Below are 15577 nucleotides of genomic sequence, written 5' to 3'. Positions count from 1 at the left end.
GGGAGAAAACCAGTTAAAGTATTGAATTTTTCGTAGTATTTGATCTATTCGCAACAGTAGTTTTGGGGACTGAGATATCTACAATGAATCGACAGCCTCCTAAGGTTCGTTAGCGTAGACAACACAATTATGGAGTTGCGTAAATGTTCGATTGGCTTTTGTTGTGGATACTTAAGCAAGCGACGGTTGCTTATTGTTCGTTAGCGCCGGGGATGGAAGGTTATGTAGAAAATGAGCGAGATCTGTGGTCGTATCTCTCGGGTGAGACGATATTAGCGGGAATAAGAACATCTAACTTGCTTATGTATTTATTGGATAAAAACGGTGAATAAGATAGCTTCAGGCTATGTATTACATGGTACAAAATGGTGAAAAACCTAGCCTTGGCTAGGTTTTTCTTAGTAGAAGTATATGTCTATACACTTGCTTCGCATCTACCTAAACAAACTCGTTCGTCCCTAAAGGACGACGAAGTCGTTTATCCTTAACATTATAGAAAGTACTGGCTTTCAGGAGAGGACTGAGGGGTTACCCCTTTCTAAATTTCTCGCTGTGCAGGTTTTTTAGCTTTGTTTATTGTCGGCTAGATGTTTTTCCTCTTCGAGAAGGACAGTCGTGCTGGCAATCTCCCGTCCGTTCACGAGCAGAACGATCCGATGCTCGCCCGGGTAATGTAGGCGGGTTGTCAGATCCGCCCATCGGTGGGTTCGGGTGCCGGTCAGGTATGAGCCGCCCGACACAGTTTTGTCGGATAACAGAAATAACTTGCGCGATGTTTGCATCCTGGCCTTTACGAAATAGATCCCGTATTCGATGCGAATACGTACCGGTTCGCCTTCCCGGATTTGAAGCTCATAGGCGAGTTCGCAGCTGCCGCCAATCGGCAGTACGGGCGGGTCAGCTGAAATGGAGGAGAAAGTCGTTAGCGGCATCTCATCGACTGACTCCGCATAGCCGAATAGAGCCAGCACCTCTGGATCAGCCTTGCGGATCAATGTACGGCAAGCATGCCGAACGATCCAGTCCGTGTCCGGATGAACACCCTTCCAGCGAATAGCTGTATCCAGTACGACCGAGGGATGATCTTTGGCGATATCGTTCAGGTTGTTGGCAACGCTCTTGCGTACATACAGCGAGGGGTCATTTTTCAATAGTTCCAGCACCGGCAGCAGCGGAGATGGGTCACGTTTGAAGATGGGGAGCGCCTGTCCCCAAGGCAGACGTGGACGGCAGCCCTCGCTTGCAAGCCGGCGAACATGCTCAGAGGGACTCCCTGCCCAAGCTGTCATTTGGGGCATAGCTCGCTCCGGATCACGCAGCAGGAAAGATCGGATAGCGAATTCCGCGGACGATTTTGACGTAAACCGCTCCAATGCCTGCATGGAAAGCTCCCAGTGTTCCTGAGCCTGACCGTGTACCTCCACAAAGTCAGGAAAAAACAAGTAGGGGAACCCGACGCAAGTCCCATCAATCGCAAATAATACGTTCAGTGAATCTTCGTAACGCGGAGGCAAATGCTTTCCGAGTACGGTAGAAATTCGTCGAATTCGTTCTTTTAAAGCAAGCTCGTCCCAATTGTCGTCCATGGTTGCGGCGATGAAATCTTCTGTATCGAAAGCGTCATATACCTTATGCACTTTCTCACCGAATTGGCGCAGAAATGTCTGGTGAAACATATCTTTTAAAGGCTCTGCCATTGTCTAACTCCTCCGAATGACGATCTTAACAGATCGTGCTTTTTTATTCTCTAACAAACCGATTTCTGAACCGGCAAATGATAATATCAATAGCTCTGTATGACTATTATTTGCTTGTTTCAACAGCTTATCATAACGAATATGCCATCTGTATGTCATATTTATTTTGGCGAAAATAAAATGTGAGGGGAGTCAAATGTTTCCTTGCGCAAATGACTAGGTTGGTGTATATTTCTCGTGAGAACCGAATAAACCATACCGGGAGCTTGAGTAGTCAGGCTGAGAGTGCGGGATATACCGCTGACCGTTCGATCTGATCTAGATAATGCTAGCGCAGAGAATGATTGTACACGATTTTTGTGTGCTTATGTCAACGTACAAGCCGCAGGGGACTTTTTTGTCTTTGCGGCTTTTTTGTATCTTTAGAGACCTTGGGTAATGCCAGCATAGAGAATGACGTGCGCTTCGCACTAAGCTTATGCCTGCCGCTACCCGGTGGCTTTTTTTCGAGTTTGCCTATCTCATTCCAAATCGTATCCAAAGAAAGGGAGTCGAAGAACAGATGGCACAAAAGGAAACAGCTTCTAAAGGATTGAAACTCACCGATATTTTGATCACAATCGTAATCGCTGCGGTGTTTGGCGTGATTTATCGCATATGGGGGCCGATGTACGACATCCTGAAGCCAATCGGTCTTCATGCGGAACAATTGAGCTACGGCATGTGGTTCATGGCGGCAACATTCGCCTTCCTCGTTATTCGTAAACCGGGGGTTGCTCTGCTGGCAGAGGTAGCCGCGGCTACGATTGAGGCGCTATTTGGCGGATCATGGGGTGTTTCCACCCTCGTTTATGGCATTTTACAAGGCTTAGGCGCTGAGATTATTTTTGCTTTATTTTTATATCGTCGTGTGAATGTGGGCGTGACGGTCTTAGCGGCTCTTGCCTCTGCCATTTTATCGCTATTCGTGGACCAATATTACGGATATATTGATCAACTGACATTGTGGAATTATTTTTTGTTTATCGGATTGCGTCTTTTGGGAAGCGCGCTGATTGCAGGTGTTTTCGCTTACTATTTAACGGGTGCCCTTGCCCGTACAGGTGTGTTGAATCTCGTACGTCCGGTGTCGAAGAAGGACTACGAAGCATTGGGGTAAAGCCATGAAAACAAGTGAAGGAATCGGCGTTACGAATCTTAGATGTAAATATCCCGGAGAAGATGCCCCCCTGTTATTTCAGGGGGTTTCCCTTTCTATCAAGCCGGGCGAGAAGGTTCTGCTGCTTGGACCCAGCGGCTGCGGGAAATCGACGCTGCTGCAAATCTTAAGCGGTATCGTGCCAGACATCGTGGAGCTTCCGCTGAAAGCAGATGACATTCGTACACCCAGCCGCTGGGGTTATGTTTTTCAAGATCCGGACACACAGTTTTGTATGCCTTATGTAGATGAGGAAATAGCTTTCGTCTTAGAAAATTTGCAAATTCCTCGCGGTGAGATGCCAGCCCTTATTCAGCACTATTTGGAGATGGTAGGGCTTCACTTGGCAGATACCCATACGCAGATTGCGCAGCTGTCGCAGGGAATGAAGCAGCGGCTGGCTATTGCAAGTGTTCTTGCGTTAGAGCCGGAAGTGCTATTCCTCGATGAGCCAACGGCGCTGCTCGATGAAGAGGGCACAAAGCTAGTCTGGGACACCATACGAAAGATTAGCAGCGATAAAACACTCGTTATTGTAGAGCATAAAATACAGGGTATTCTTACCTTGATTGACCGTCTTATTGTCATTGCGCCGGATGGAAGTCTGCTTGCCGACGGTAAACCGCAGGAAGTGTTCGAAGATTACAAGAAGCACCTGATGGACTATGGGATCTGGTATCCAGGTGTGTGGGAAGACGCTGAAGCTCCAGTAGATGCTTTTTCTGTGAGTCTCTCATCCCTTCCAATCATGACCTTTCAGGATTTCGCCGGCATGCGGGGAGGGAAGATCAAGACCTTTGTCGATAACTTGAGCGTCCATCCCGGCGACTGGATTACTGTTGTCGGGGCTAACGGGGCGGGGAAAAGCTCGCTGCTGCTAGCCATCATGCGTCTGATCCCTACACAAGGTGCCTGCTGGATAGAAGGCGTGAAAGGATATAAGGTAGAGCAGCTCGCGGAGCGTGTTGCCTTCGTGTTCCAGAACCCTGAATTCCAGTTTGTGACCCATTCGGTAGAAGATGAACTGGCCTACTCCTTGCCAGGCATCGAACAGGCCAGTGCAGGACAGCGCGCAGCCATCGAAGAGCTGCTTAGTCTGTATAACCTGCAAGCATTGCGCAATAAACACCCATTTCAATTGTCGATGGGCCAGAAGCGCAGGCTGAGTGTTGCGTCCGCGATGGTCCGTGAACCCAGTATCCTGCTGCTGGATGAGCCTACTTTTGGGTTGGATGCACACGGGACGATGAGTATGCTTGAGCAGTTGGCACAGCTGCAGGCTAAGGGGACGGTTATTATCATGGTCACACACGATCCTGAGATTGTGAGCCGATACGCAACGCGTGTATGGCAGGTCGAAGCGGGGCGGGTTTCCGAAAGGGAACCCAAGCCGTTTTCCACAGAAGCTGAACATGCCGCGGAAGGAGACTCCTTGGTATGCAAGTAGTATTCGCCTATCGTGAAACTTGGCTGCACCGCGTGAATCCGGTTGTGAAGCTTGTCCTGTCCGTTCTACTGTTCATCCTCGTCGTATTTACACACGACATCAACACGATGTTATATTTAACCGTAGGGGCGTTACTGCCATTAGCGCTGTTTTCGGGTCATCCCTTGAAAAGGCTGCTGCTCTATGCATCGCCTTTTCTGCTCATCTTTATATCGTCATCGACGGGGATGATGATGTTTGGCAATGGACATACGACTTGGTTCCAGCTTGGCTTTATTCGGGTCACAGAGGAAAGCTTTTACCGCGGTATTCATTTGGGCTTGAGGGGTCTCCAAGTCGCAGCAGTTGGGCTGCTGTTCAGTTTAACGACACGACCGGTCGCTTTATTTTATGCGATGATGCAGCAGTGGAAAATCCCGCCTAAGTACGCTTATAGCTTTCTTGCGGCATTACGAATGCTTCCAATCATGCTCGAAGAGTTTCAGACGCTTCGCCATGCCTTGAAGGTACGCGGTAAAAAGAAACGCAACCCACTTACAGGCTGGTACACGACTCTTCGCATGTTTGCGATTCCCTTGCTGGCGCAAAGTATCCGTCGTGCACACCGGACAGCTGTGGCGATGGAAGCGAAGCGTTTTTCCTCTCAAAAACAGCGCACTTATTATTACGTCATGACGTATTCAAGCTTGGATATCATCTATACCTTATTCATTGTTTTCCTTGTAATCTTCTCGTATGTATTAGGCGAAACATGGCCGATCTTGCAAGCAACGGATGTACGGTAAGGGAATAACGATTAGAAAAAGCAATCTCTATCAACGAAAGTTGGTTTAGATTGCTTTTTTGTCTATGCAGGCCATCTTACTCTCCCCATTGAAGGGACATGGTTAATGTACAGCAAGGTTTTCCTTCCGCATGAGGATTGATGGTGAATTGAACACTGCTGGGGGTATAGCGTGTTGCCACAACCGACTCCAGACCAAAAGAACGGACAATATGATCGACTTCCTTTTGATTGCCGTTCTGCGCGTTGGCCATTAATTGCTGCGCGATTTGAGCATTGCCCAGCTTGTTGAGCACGAGCGAAGCATCATGGAGCAGCTTGGGATAAGCAGTTATAGAGTGTGACAGGATCTTCGTATTCACAGGAGGGTAATCCCGAGGCCATAACGGATAGGGCTCATAATAATAAAAAGAAGAGATATATCTTGGATAATCAGAAGTAGGATAGGTGAAATAGGAAGGGATGCCATACATAGGAGGAAGCCCCTTTCATGATATTGAGCACTAGCAATATATGTGAAATGCGGGCTATTGTGCATAGGAGAATGGGAAAAAGCCCCCAATCCCACTTATCCAGTGGGGCTTGAAGGCTTCGTGCCGCAGGAACGGCTATTATCGTAAATTATTGTTTTACATTCACGTAGCTTGTCACTTTTTCGCTGCCCGGCGTAGCAGCCGTTAGCTCAAATGATTTTACATTCCCTGTTACTTTAACAATACCAGCGGAATTAACCGAAACGGTTCCAACCGCCCCATTTGCAGGATCCCCTACAACCTCATTGATTAAGAAAAGTGTGCCTAATGCAAAGTTATAGGACTGGATTTCATCTTTTTTATAAGTGATCCCATAGTTATCGGTGATCGCAAGATCCATTTCATTATAAGCATCAAAAGAAACGTCATTCGTTGCAGCATTTAACTTTGATCAAACGTTATGTTGCCTGCTTTTATTTCTTTTACAGCCATTGCATCGTTTTTCACGGTGACGCTCACGTGCAATTGCTTGGCTTCACCATTTCCAATTTGAACCATCAGACTAATGTCGGCGTTCCGGCTTTATTGCCAATGACATAAGCGCGATGGTCTGCAGAAATACTCGCTTTGACAATGCTTGCATCTGAAGAATGAATCGATTGCACAATACCCGGAGTGGCAATGGTTTGACCGGAACTATCGGTTACTTTCACTTCAATTTCTTTCCCGAGCTTACTGAGCGTTGGATCTTCCGCAGTTTCTTTCGTTACCTGTCCGTTTGCTCCTGTTGCAGAGCCTGTCAAGCCGCTATCCATGACATTAGCCAATGTGTAAGTCCCATTAATCGTAATTTTCCCCGCACTTGTCTCTGCACTTGTCTCTGTGCTTGGAGCAGCTATTGTCAGTTTGCCCGTAGCTGTCTTGATCAAGGAAGCATCCAGCCCTGCAAGAGTAACCGTGTAATCACCCGCGGTTAATGCTGTAGTTGCTGTTAACGTTGCAGATTGAGTATCACTAGCCCATTCTGTCTTAGTAGGAATGACCTCTGTGCCTTTATTCAAGGTGAGAGTTGCTGCACTGGTATTCACGGGAGTGTTCAAAGTCACTTGGACCTTAAGAGAATCAGATGTGGCTTTAACGCTATTTATGGATACGAGTGTTTTTTTCGAAATGATTTGTAAAGGTGTATAAGAGCTCTGAACGAGGTCAGCACGGTTGGCAATTTGGTCCCCAGTTTTACCGGCAGCATGAATGCCTAGTTCTGTTGCCTGTTTCACAGCGTCCGTATACCAAGGAGAACCAGTCATACTAACCTTTTTCCCTAATCCTTTAAGCAGAACGGTATCCAGTTGACCTAAAGTGACCGAGTCGCCAGGAGCAAAAGTAGTGTCTGTTACCCCATCAATCAGTCCCGCTTTCTTTGCGGCTTCAATATAAGGAATCGCCCAGCCATTGGCTGCATCGTTAGCATGAACATCCGAGAAACTAGACACCTTGATCGTAGGGTCTACGGTCACTCCATAAAGGAGAGTAGCGACTTTGGCGAATTGCGCGCGTGTCATATTTTCTGTGATGCCAAAGGAGTTATCCGATACACCTTCGAAAATACCAGCTGCGATCATAGTATCAATTTTACCTTTAAGCGCTGCATCGACAGTAGCGAGATCCGTGTAATCCGCTGATGTCTTGGGTGTGGCTGCCAAAGCAGAATGAGTAAGTGTAACAGATGCAAATAGTGAGAAAGCCATAGCAGATATGGCAACCATGGAAAGCTTATTCGATTTCTTGGAATTCATAAATACCTCCTGGTATGTGGGATTTATAGCAATAATTTTCCTGTGAAAAGGGTCTATCATCTAGCAAAATAATCATACGTCTTTCAATTGCTATAACTATACCTTGCCTCAAGGAGTACGTCATTGTCAAATTCTTGACAATCCTTGCAAGAAAGCACCAAGTTAAATAGATCTATCAACTGGCTTCTAATGAGAATGATAACCAACCTCATGCACTAATTAATAGTGAGAATGATTATTATTTTCATTTACTAACTTTAAATATATAACTTTACAAATGTAAGTGAATTGGGTATAATACAGCTAACAAAACAAATAGTAAAGGAGGTTGAGACCATGGGTAAATGTGCATGCGGAAACACTCAAAACACAGAAGGAAATTGCGACGGTTCACACGCTAAAAAAGACAAATAATGCTTGAACATAGATGAGAAGGATTTCACGAATATAGATTCGTGAAATCCTTTTTTGTATTTGTTTGGATAAGATATTTGCGAAAGCCAAGTTCGTCGTGGCACAATAGAGGGATAGACTGGGTTACGAATGGGAGAGATGGTTCATGGAAATCATGGAAGCGATTCGCAGTAGACGCAGCATAGGGAAAGTGAAGCCGGATGCTGTGGATCATACGCTGATTGAACAAATACTTGAAGCGGGTATATGGGCGCCTAATCACTGTCATACAGAGCCATGGCGATTCTGGGTGCTCACAGGGGAAGGCAGAAGACTTCTGGGACGCGGATATGCCGAAGTCGCTATAGCGGAGGCATCTAGTACGCTGTCTGATGATGAACTTGCACAACTAAGATTTGCCCAAGAGAAGAAGGCATTCCGTGCCCCAGTCGTTATTGCGGTAGGGGTAGTACCTTCCCAAACAGCAATCGTACCGGAAATTGAAGAATATGCAGCTGTTCATGCTGCTGTCCAAAATATGATGCTTGTCGCTCACGCGCAAGGCTTAGGTACGATTTGGCGCACCGGTGCACCGACCTACCATGCGAAGATGCGGGAGGTCTTCAGCCTTAATCCGCGGGAGGAGCTGGTCGGGTTCATCTACATCGGATATCCGGATGTAGATCCCCCTAAATCAGCGCGGACGCCTTTCCAGCAGAAGACAGAGTGGGTAACGGAATAACAATAACCAACGACAAAAAAGACTGTTTTTCACCTTGGTGAAAAACAGTCTTTTTTAATAAATTATTTTTTTAATGCAACCGCAATTTGTGCAGCAACTTCTGCGTTGTGGTAGACAAGTGCGATATTGGTTTCCAAGCTGCGACCTTCTGTCAGCTGTTTAATGCGAGCCAACAAGAACGGAGTTACCTTTTTACCGGTTACGTTCTGGTCTTTCGCTTCAGCCAACGCCTGCTGAATCACGCCCTCGATTTCGCTGTGCTCCATTGCCGCTTCGGCAGGAACCGGGTTAGCGATCAGCGCGCCGCCTGCAAGGCCAAGCTCCCATTTCGTGCGAAGCACGTCCGCTACTTCAGCAGCTTCTTCCAAGCGGAAGTCAACACCATAGCCGCTTTCGCGTGCATAGAAGGAAGGGAACTCGCTCGTTTTGTAGCCGACAACAGGCACGCCGTGCGTTTCCAGGAATTCAAGCGTACGGCCGATGTCCAAGATAGACTTCGCGCCCGCGCAAACGACGGCAACGTTCGTTTGTGCAAGCTCCGTTAGGTCAGCGGAGACGTCCATCGTCACTTCGCCTTCGCGGTGTACACCGCCGATGCCGCCCGTAGCGAACACTTCAATACCGGCTAGTGCTGCGCCGATCATGGTTGCAGATACAGTGGTTGCTCCAATTTTGCCGGAGGAGAGAATGTAGGGGAAGTCGCGACGGCTTACTTTTTCAACATGACTGATCGTCGCGAAAGCTTCCAACTCCTGCTCATTTAATCCAATCTTGATTTTACCATCCATGATTCCGATTGTAGCCGGTACCGCGCCATTGTCGCGAATGATTTGCTCAACTTTTTTAGCCATTTCAATATTTTGCGGGTAAGGCATACCGTGGGAAATAATTGTTGTTTCTAAAGCAACGACTGGTTTGTTATTGGCAAGGGCATCTTTCACTTCGTCTGTAAATGTTAGGTAGGATGTGTTCATGATAAGGGCTAGTCTCCTTTAATCGTTATGGTTTGTTTCAAGCGTTCCTCGGTCAACTCACTTGCGACAGATTGAGCGGTTTGCAAAGTAATATGCGATGCTGCGAGACCATACGAACAGGCCTCCATATAGGAAGAATCGTGCAGAATTCCATAGGCCAGACCAGCGACGAAAGCATCACCCGCGCCTGTTACATCGACGACATTGGTTGGAAGCGGTGAAAAAAACTGGCTGCCTTCTTCTCCTTGATACATAACACCCTTACTGCCAAGCGTAATGAACACGTGCTTCACGCCACGCGCCTGAATGGCTTCGGCAAGCTTGCCATAGTCATGCGTAGTGTCAATTTCAACCCCAGCAAGCTGGCAGGCTTCCTCTAGATTTGGGAATATAGCTGTAACACCCGCTAACTCTTGAGGGAGCTTCTTGGATTTTTCCGAAGAAACAGGATCGATAAATAATGGAACGGCCTCTTCGTGACAGCGTCTCACCAAGTCTTTCAGTGTGTCAGCTGGTAAGTTTGTATCCGCGATAACCAACTTGGAAGCGGCGATATGAGACCATTTGTCCATGAGTAGAGCTGGCGTGCATTTATTATAAATTTCCATGTTGGCAAAAGCGAGAAACATCTCGCCTGTGTCATCGAGCAGCGCGGTATAGGTGCCTGTTTTCTCGCCCTGAAGGACGATGGACTGACTGACATCTACACCGCGTTTCCGTGTCTCTTCAAGTACCCATTGGCCAGCTTTGTCATCACCTACGACGGTTAGCAGCGTAGCCCGACATGAAATGCCAGCAAGTGTCTCGGCTATGTTGCGGGCAACACCGCCGCAGGATTCAGAGACAGTAACCGGGTTCGAAGAGGCAAGACGAATAGCCTGTTTGCTGACGGCCTTACTGTCCAGGTTCGCTCCGCCTATGCACATGACGGTGCTTTCATCGGATGTGACATAAGCACGACCGCGTATCGTCCCCTTCTTCGTCAGAACGGCAATATAGCCGGCGACAGCTGATCGAGAGATACCGATGATGGTGGCCATCTCATGTTGCGATATGAACGGATTTTGACGTATGAGCGCTAAGATTTGCTGTTCGCGATCCATGTGCAACTCCTTTCCATCTAAGAACTACTCTTAGTCTAATACATTTTAAAACAAAAGTCTATATCATAAACATTTGTTTGGAAACATGTGGATAAACGAAAAAGAGCCTGTCCACGAGGGAAGAACAGAACTCCTTTTACATTAACATCCCAGTTAGTTAGCATGTGAATGTTTGGTGAAACCAAGTATGCCGAGCAAGCCAAGCAGCCCGAGGTAATTCCACTTGGATGGAGGCTTTGCAGACACCAAATCGGCGTCACTCACATTAACAGAAAATGATTTCAGAGACGTCGGAGGCGTTAGTCCATACGCAGCCGCATAGCTATTCATGTCCGATGGGCTATTTACCACAGAATCTGCACCGGGCATACCGAAGGGATTCGTATGGAAAAAAGTTGGCGAGCCTTGTTTAGCAGCTTCCCAGTTCTCCTTTTGAGAAATCGCTTGTCGGACATTTTGATGTGCGTCGTAATCATGAACTTCGAGCGATAGGGCTAATAGGCCCAGCAAAAGCAAAGATAGCGAACCTATTTTAATAAAGCGAGAATACATGATCCATACCTCCAGGTACAGGTGTGTATTGTGTATTGGTGCAAGTGCAGATAAAAATATCGTTTCCTGCTTCGCATCGGATTATGTATGTGTAACAGAGCAACCAACAGCAAAAGCCGCTGCTCCCTAACAGGGGAACAACGGCTTGCCAATTCAGTTCTATTTATTTGGTAACTGTTACAAGCACAGTCGTCTTCATGTTGGAATACGAGATAGTAATTCGAGCCGAACCTTTGCCCGTAGCTTTAATGACGCCGTCTTTTACATCTGCAATCATAATGTTTGAAGAGGTCCATAATGCCGGTATGGTCACGTTTTCCTCGGAACCGTCTGTATAGGTAGCCAATGCTTCAACTGAGGCGGTTTTGCCTTCTTGAAGGTCGACTTTTACGACGTCTGTTTTCAAATATTTCAGTGAATCAATTTCGATCGGAATAGCGATCATTTTGCCTCCGAACGAACCTGATAATGTCGTTTTACCTGAGGCAGTAGCGGTAAAGAGTCCGTTTACGACAGTTCCCAGCTTGTAGGATTGGACTTTCCAAGTGGCTGCTTCTGTGACATCTTTGATCGTGCCATCGGCCAAAGTTGCTGTTAATTTTACTTGCACTTTATCGCCGCTTTTCGTGACAATGAAGGATTTATCAGCGGCCAATGTTTGAATAACTCCGATTTCTACTGAAATCGAGACGCTTTTTCCGCCATAGAGGGCGGTGATGGATGTTTTGCCTCGGGAAACACCTGTGACTACCCCTTTGGTAACTAGAGCGATGGTTGGGCTGTTGGATTTCCACTCCGCTTCGCTTGTAACGTCACGTTTAGCGCCATCCGAGTCGACGGCTGTCAATGAGATGGATCTCGTTTCATTTAAATCAAACACAAGACTTGTCACGTTCGCCGATAGATCGCTTGCCATATCAATCTGAACAGGAATAGAAATGGTTTTCGTATCTAATTGTGCCGTGATGGTTGTTTCACCGGAGGCAAGAGCCTTTACTTTGCCTGCTTCAACAGTAACATACTTGGTGTTACCGCTTGTCCAGATCACATCGGAGGTAACCTCTTTGGACGTATCATCTGTGTATAAAGCAGTTGCGTTTAGTGTGACGGAAGCCCCTTTTTTCAATACTAGCTTGTCTACTGCCTGCTTGTCCTGATTAACCGTTAAGCTTTTCAAAACGCCAACGGATACTTGAATGACAGCGGTACGTGTACCGTATTTTGCAGTTATCGTTGCTGCGCCAGTGTCTGTTCCCGAGATATACCCGTTATGCACGTCAGCAATATCTTTGGAGCTGGTGGTCCATTCTGCTTTGGAAGACACATCGGCTTCGCTTCCGTCTTTGAAGATAGCCGTCAGTACGACATTTTTAGAACCGCCTATTTGTAAATTAACTATTTTATCGCTTGGTTTGATAATGTTGGGAATATCAACTTCTACTTTTATAGTAGTCGTTTTGCCCCCGTAAGTTGCCGTAACTTTTGCGATACCTGCTTTATATGCCTTGACGTTGCCTTTGGAAACATAAACGATCGCTTCGTCATCTACTGTCCATACCGCGCTATCCTTCACATTCACAGTCGTGCCATCAGAATAGGTTGCCCATAGAGCAAGCTGCTGCTCTGCGCCAGCTTTCAAAGAAAGCGAATCGGAATCCACAACTAAGCGACGGGGAACTTCAACATCAACCATGGTTGAAACAGTTTTGTCTCCATATTTAGCTGTGATGGTCGCTTCGCCGATGCTTGTGGCAATCAGTTTGCCTTTGGATACGCTAACTACTTTCTCATCGGAAGAAGCCCATTCAGCAAGCCCGGAAACGTCTTTCGTCGTATTATCCGCATAGGTTGCTGTCAGCTTCAACTCACCTGAAGCATCTTTCTTTAGGAGTACATTTTGTTTGTCCAAATCTAGCTTAACCGCACTGTCAACATCGACCACAATCGTTGTTGTTTTCGTACCATAACTGGCAGTGAGGGTCGTTTTACCTACGCTGTAGCCTTTGATTGTGCCTTTGATCGCATCGGCGACTTTATCCTTTTCGGAAGTCCATACCGCTTTTTCCGATACATCGGAAACGGTACCGTCCGGGTAAGTAGCGAGCAATTTAATTTTTTCTGTTCCATTAAGAAGCAAAGATATTTCTGATTTCTCGGCGTCGATCCGTCTGACTACTTCGACGTCCACGTAAAGTTTAAGCGATTGATTCATATATTTGACTGTTATTGTTGCACTGCCCGGATTTTGTCCTTTGACTAAACCATTGGTCACGGATACGATGGAACTGTCATCGATCGTATAATCCGCTTTGCTTGTAACGGTTTCGGATGTTCCGTCATCATAATAAGCTGTGATGGTAAGCTGTTCTGTCGTATCAAGCCGCAAATCCAAAGAAAGCTTATTGCTTGTTAATGATTTGACCTTCTTGGTCACAGTGACATTCACGATTTCGGTTTTACCCATATAGGTGGCTGTGATAACGGCTTTACCTTCTTTTTTAGCTGTTACAACACCTGCATACACGGATGCGGTGTCTGTTGTTCCAGAATTCCAATCGGTTTTGACCGTTGCATTCTCCGTTGTTCCACTTACGAAGATAGCTGTTGCTGTCAGATTCGCTGTATCGCCAACTTGCAGAACAAGTTCATTTTTGTTTAGGACGAGTTTGGATATTTCATCAGCTGCATACGCGCTTCCGGCTACTAAAGATTGACTGGCTAAGATAAAAATGAATAAGAATGATAGCCACTTGGTGTACCTAGATTTCATGTGTAATTACCTCCACGTTTTTATCCTTATCTAAGCTGAAATGAAAATACTGGGACTCTACTATTATCGGCTCTCAGCGATCCAAAGTGAATAGTTGGCGCAATAAATACCCGAATTCACCTCGTGGATGATAAATTCGGGTAGTTGAAGCAAGAGTCTTAAGAGCGTTTTACGACTTTAAAGTTATCTTCTAACAACAGCCAATTTTGCGGGAACTTCAAACCGAGCTTCCAATAACTGATTCCACGCAAGCCAAGCTCCTTCAACAAGCGGAACTTCGCTTGGATAGAGCGAGCATCCTCGAACCAGACTGTATGCTCCTTGCCGGCATGATCCCAGTAGTTGAAATGCGGCGCTTGGGCTGTATGATCGTACAGGATTTGCGCGGAGTATCTGCGGGCGAGTTCAATAGCTGCTTGGGGAGAGACCGCTTTGGCAAAAGCGCCTCCTTTGACATAAGGCAGCGTCCAATCGTAGCCATATAAATTCTGACCCATCATAATCTTCGAGGCCGGCATCTCGGTAAGGGCGTACTCCAGCACTTTACGGACGGGACCAATGGGGGAGACAGCCATCGGAGGGCCACCGCTGTAGCCCCATTCGTACGTCATGATGATAACGAAGTCAGCGATTTGGCCATGCGCTTTGTAATCGTGCGCAGTATACCACTCGCCGGCTTGCGCCGCGCTTGTTTTGGGTGCGAGTGCGGTGGAGATTAGGAAGCCTTCCTTGTGGATTCGATCGGCCGCTTTTCGCAGGAAGCGTGTATAGGCATCACGGTCTGCCGGGAGCAGGTGCTCAATGTCGAAATGAATATCTCGAAAGCCATATTGTTTGGCTGTACGAATAATCTCCTCCAACAGACGGTTCTGTACCGCGGTATCCGATAGGATAATATGACCGAGATCGGCACTGAACTGAGCATGTTCCAAATTGGTCACAACCATCATGAGCGTAACGCCTTGCGTCGCGGTGATTCCTCCGAGATTATCAAGTGGAGGCGCCTGAAGTGTGCCATCTCGTTGGATGCGGAAGCTAAAAGGGGCTAAGTAGGTGAGATGCGGAGCAGCTTCACGGGCAGCTTGAGCCAGTTCTGGAGATACATCCTCACCCCGAGGCTCCAAATAAGCATTTACTTCTGCTTGCGTACGCGGCATTGGCGGAATGTGAATCCGAAAGCCGACAGGCAGAGGCTGGTAAAGCCCAATACCATTGAAAGAGGCTAATTTCTGCTGATCGACACCGATTTTGCTTGCGATAAGATAGAGACTATCACCAGGCTGAACCCAATAATAAGAGCCAGCAATCGGAATGACCAGTGCCTGTCCGATGACGAGTGTTTGACTGGGGGTCATTTCATTGGCAGTGGCAATCGTGCCTAGGGACACGCCATACATGTGTGAGATCCGATACAACGTTTGCCCTTTTTGGACAACGTGAATTTGCATGAGGGTTCCTCCTTATAACGAATATGCATTTTCTTTACCTTATTCGGTTCAGGTGGAATAGGTGCATGCCTATTTATGTTTGTAGCGACCTGTTGGAGCTTCGCTTCGTCTTTTGATAGATCTTTTCCTTGTCTCTCATATTTTTCTTAGTAGATGTATATCCTACAGCAGAGTGAAGATAATAGGGGAACTGGAAAACT

Annotated in this window: 14 protein-coding genes and 1 riboswitch; of the genes, 5 read left to right on the top strand and 9 right to left on the bottom strand. The window is 46.8% G+C overall.

Translation table 11 applies throughout. The features are described from left to right. Window positions 1-143: 143 nt before the first annotated feature. Entirely contained in the window at window positions 144-332 is a 189-nt protein-coding gene (locus tag FU659_RS26315; protein WP_147950292.1) for a hypothetical protein, read from the top strand. A 231-nt stretch (window positions 333-563) separates the two neighbouring features. On the opposite strand, the gene FU659_RS26310 is transcribed toward FU659_RS26315, so the two are convergent. Beyond that, the gene (locus tag FU659_RS26310) at window positions 564-1697 is read right to left on the bottom strand and encodes a DNA alkylation repair protein (RefSeq protein ID WP_147950291.1); all 1134 of its coding nucleotides are present in this window, start codon (window positions 1695-1697) and stop codon (window positions 564-566) included. A gap of 248 nt (window positions 1698-1945) precedes the next feature. Continuing rightward, window positions 1946-2056: riboswitch (TPP riboswitch) on the top strand. 203 nt (window positions 2057-2259) lie between these two features. Between FU659_RS26310 and FU659_RS26305 the strand changes: the two genes are divergently transcribed. From FU659_RS26305 to FU659_RS26295, 3 genes are read left to right on the top strand one after another with little or no spacing between them, the layout of a single operon-like run. After that, window positions 2260-2856: an ECF transporter S component gene (locus tag FU659_RS26305; protein WP_147950290.1), complete on the top strand. Its 597-nt coding sequence runs from the start codon at window positions 2260-2262 to the stop codon at window positions 2854-2856. Window positions 2857-2860: 4 nt separating this feature from the next. Next, window positions 2861-4342 carry an ABC transporter ATP-binding protein gene (locus tag FU659_RS26300; protein WP_147950289.1) on the top strand — a complete coding sequence of 494 codons (1482 nt, stop codon included), beginning with the start codon at window positions 2861-2863 and terminating at the stop codon, window positions 4340-4342. After that, on the top strand, window positions 4333-5127 hold the full coding sequence (locus FU659_RS26295) for an energy-coupling factor transporter transmembrane component T family protein (RefSeq protein WP_147950288.1): 795 nt from the start codon (window positions 4333-4335) through the stop codon (window positions 5125-5127). Before FU659_RS26300 ends, FU659_RS26295 begins: the two co-directional genes overlap by 10 nt. Window positions 5128-5203: 76 nt before the next feature. Here the strand turns inward: FU659_RS26295 and FU659_RS26290 are convergent, their stop codons facing one another. From FU659_RS26290 to FU659_RS26280, 3 genes are all read right to left on the bottom strand, one after another. After that, window positions 5204-5599 (bottom strand): YuzC family spore coat inner layer protein, encoded by a 396-nt coding sequence (locus FU659_RS26290; protein WP_147950287.1) that lies wholly within the window; start codon window positions 5597-5599, stop codon window positions 5204-5206. Between the two features lie 148 nt (window positions 5600-5747). Further along, window positions 5748-5999, bottom strand: a complete 252-nt coding sequence (locus FU659_RS26285) for a hypothetical protein (RefSeq protein WP_147950286.1) — start codon at window positions 5997-5999, stop codon at window positions 5748-5750. 157 nt (window positions 6000-6156) lie between these two features. Further along, on the bottom strand, window positions 6157-7395 hold the full coding sequence (locus tag FU659_RS26280; protein ID WP_187274409.1) for an S-layer homology domain-containing protein: 1239 nt from the start codon (window positions 7393-7395) through the stop codon (window positions 6157-6159). A 559-nt stretch (window positions 7396-7954) separates the two neighbouring features. Between FU659_RS26280 and FU659_RS26275 the strand changes: the two genes are divergently transcribed. Next, on the top strand, window positions 7955-8530 hold the full coding sequence (locus FU659_RS26275; RefSeq protein ID WP_147950284.1) for a nitroreductase family protein: 576 nt from the start codon (window positions 7955-7957) through the stop codon (window positions 8528-8530). A gap of 62 nt (window positions 8531-8592) precedes the next feature. On the opposite strand, the gene FU659_RS26270 is transcribed toward FU659_RS26275, so the two are convergent. The 5 genes from FU659_RS26270 to FU659_RS26250 form a co-directional block, all read right to left on the bottom strand. Then, window positions 8593-9504, bottom strand: coding sequence for a pseudouridine-5'-phosphate glycosidase (locus tag FU659_RS26270; RefSeq protein WP_147950283.1), 912 nt, complete (start codon window positions 9502-9504; stop codon window positions 8593-8595). A gap of 8 nt (window positions 9505-9512) precedes the next feature. Further along, window positions 9513-10607: a carbohydrate kinase gene (locus tag FU659_RS26265; protein WP_147950282.1), complete on the bottom strand. Its 1095-nt coding sequence runs from the start codon at window positions 10605-10607 to the stop codon at window positions 9513-9515. A gap of 153 nt (window positions 10608-10760) precedes the next feature. After that, complete coding sequence (locus tag FU659_RS26260; protein ID WP_147950281.1) at window positions 10761-11159, bottom strand: hypothetical protein; 399 nt, start codon at window positions 11157-11159, stop codon at window positions 10761-10763. Window positions 11160-11322: 163 nt separating this feature from the next. Continuing rightward, entirely contained in the window at window positions 11323-13929 is a 2607-nt protein-coding gene (locus tag FU659_RS26255) for an Ig-like domain-containing protein (protein WP_147950280.1), read from the bottom strand. Between the two features lie 158 nt (window positions 13930-14087). Continuing rightward, a complete protein-coding gene (locus tag FU659_RS26250; RefSeq protein ID WP_147950279.1) occupies window positions 14088-15377 on the bottom strand; it encodes a glycoside hydrolase family 18 protein in 1290 nt (429 codons plus the stop codon). Between the last annotated feature and the right edge of the window lie 200 nt (window positions 15378-15577).

Source organism: Paenibacillus sp. N3.4 (assembly GCF_008017805.1).
Classification (GTDB): domain Bacteria; phylum Bacillota; class Bacilli; order Paenibacillales; family NBRC-103111; genus Paenibacillus_E.
The sequence above is the reverse complement of the archived record's forward strand: the minus strand, read 5'-3'. Positions and strand labels throughout refer to the sequence as shown.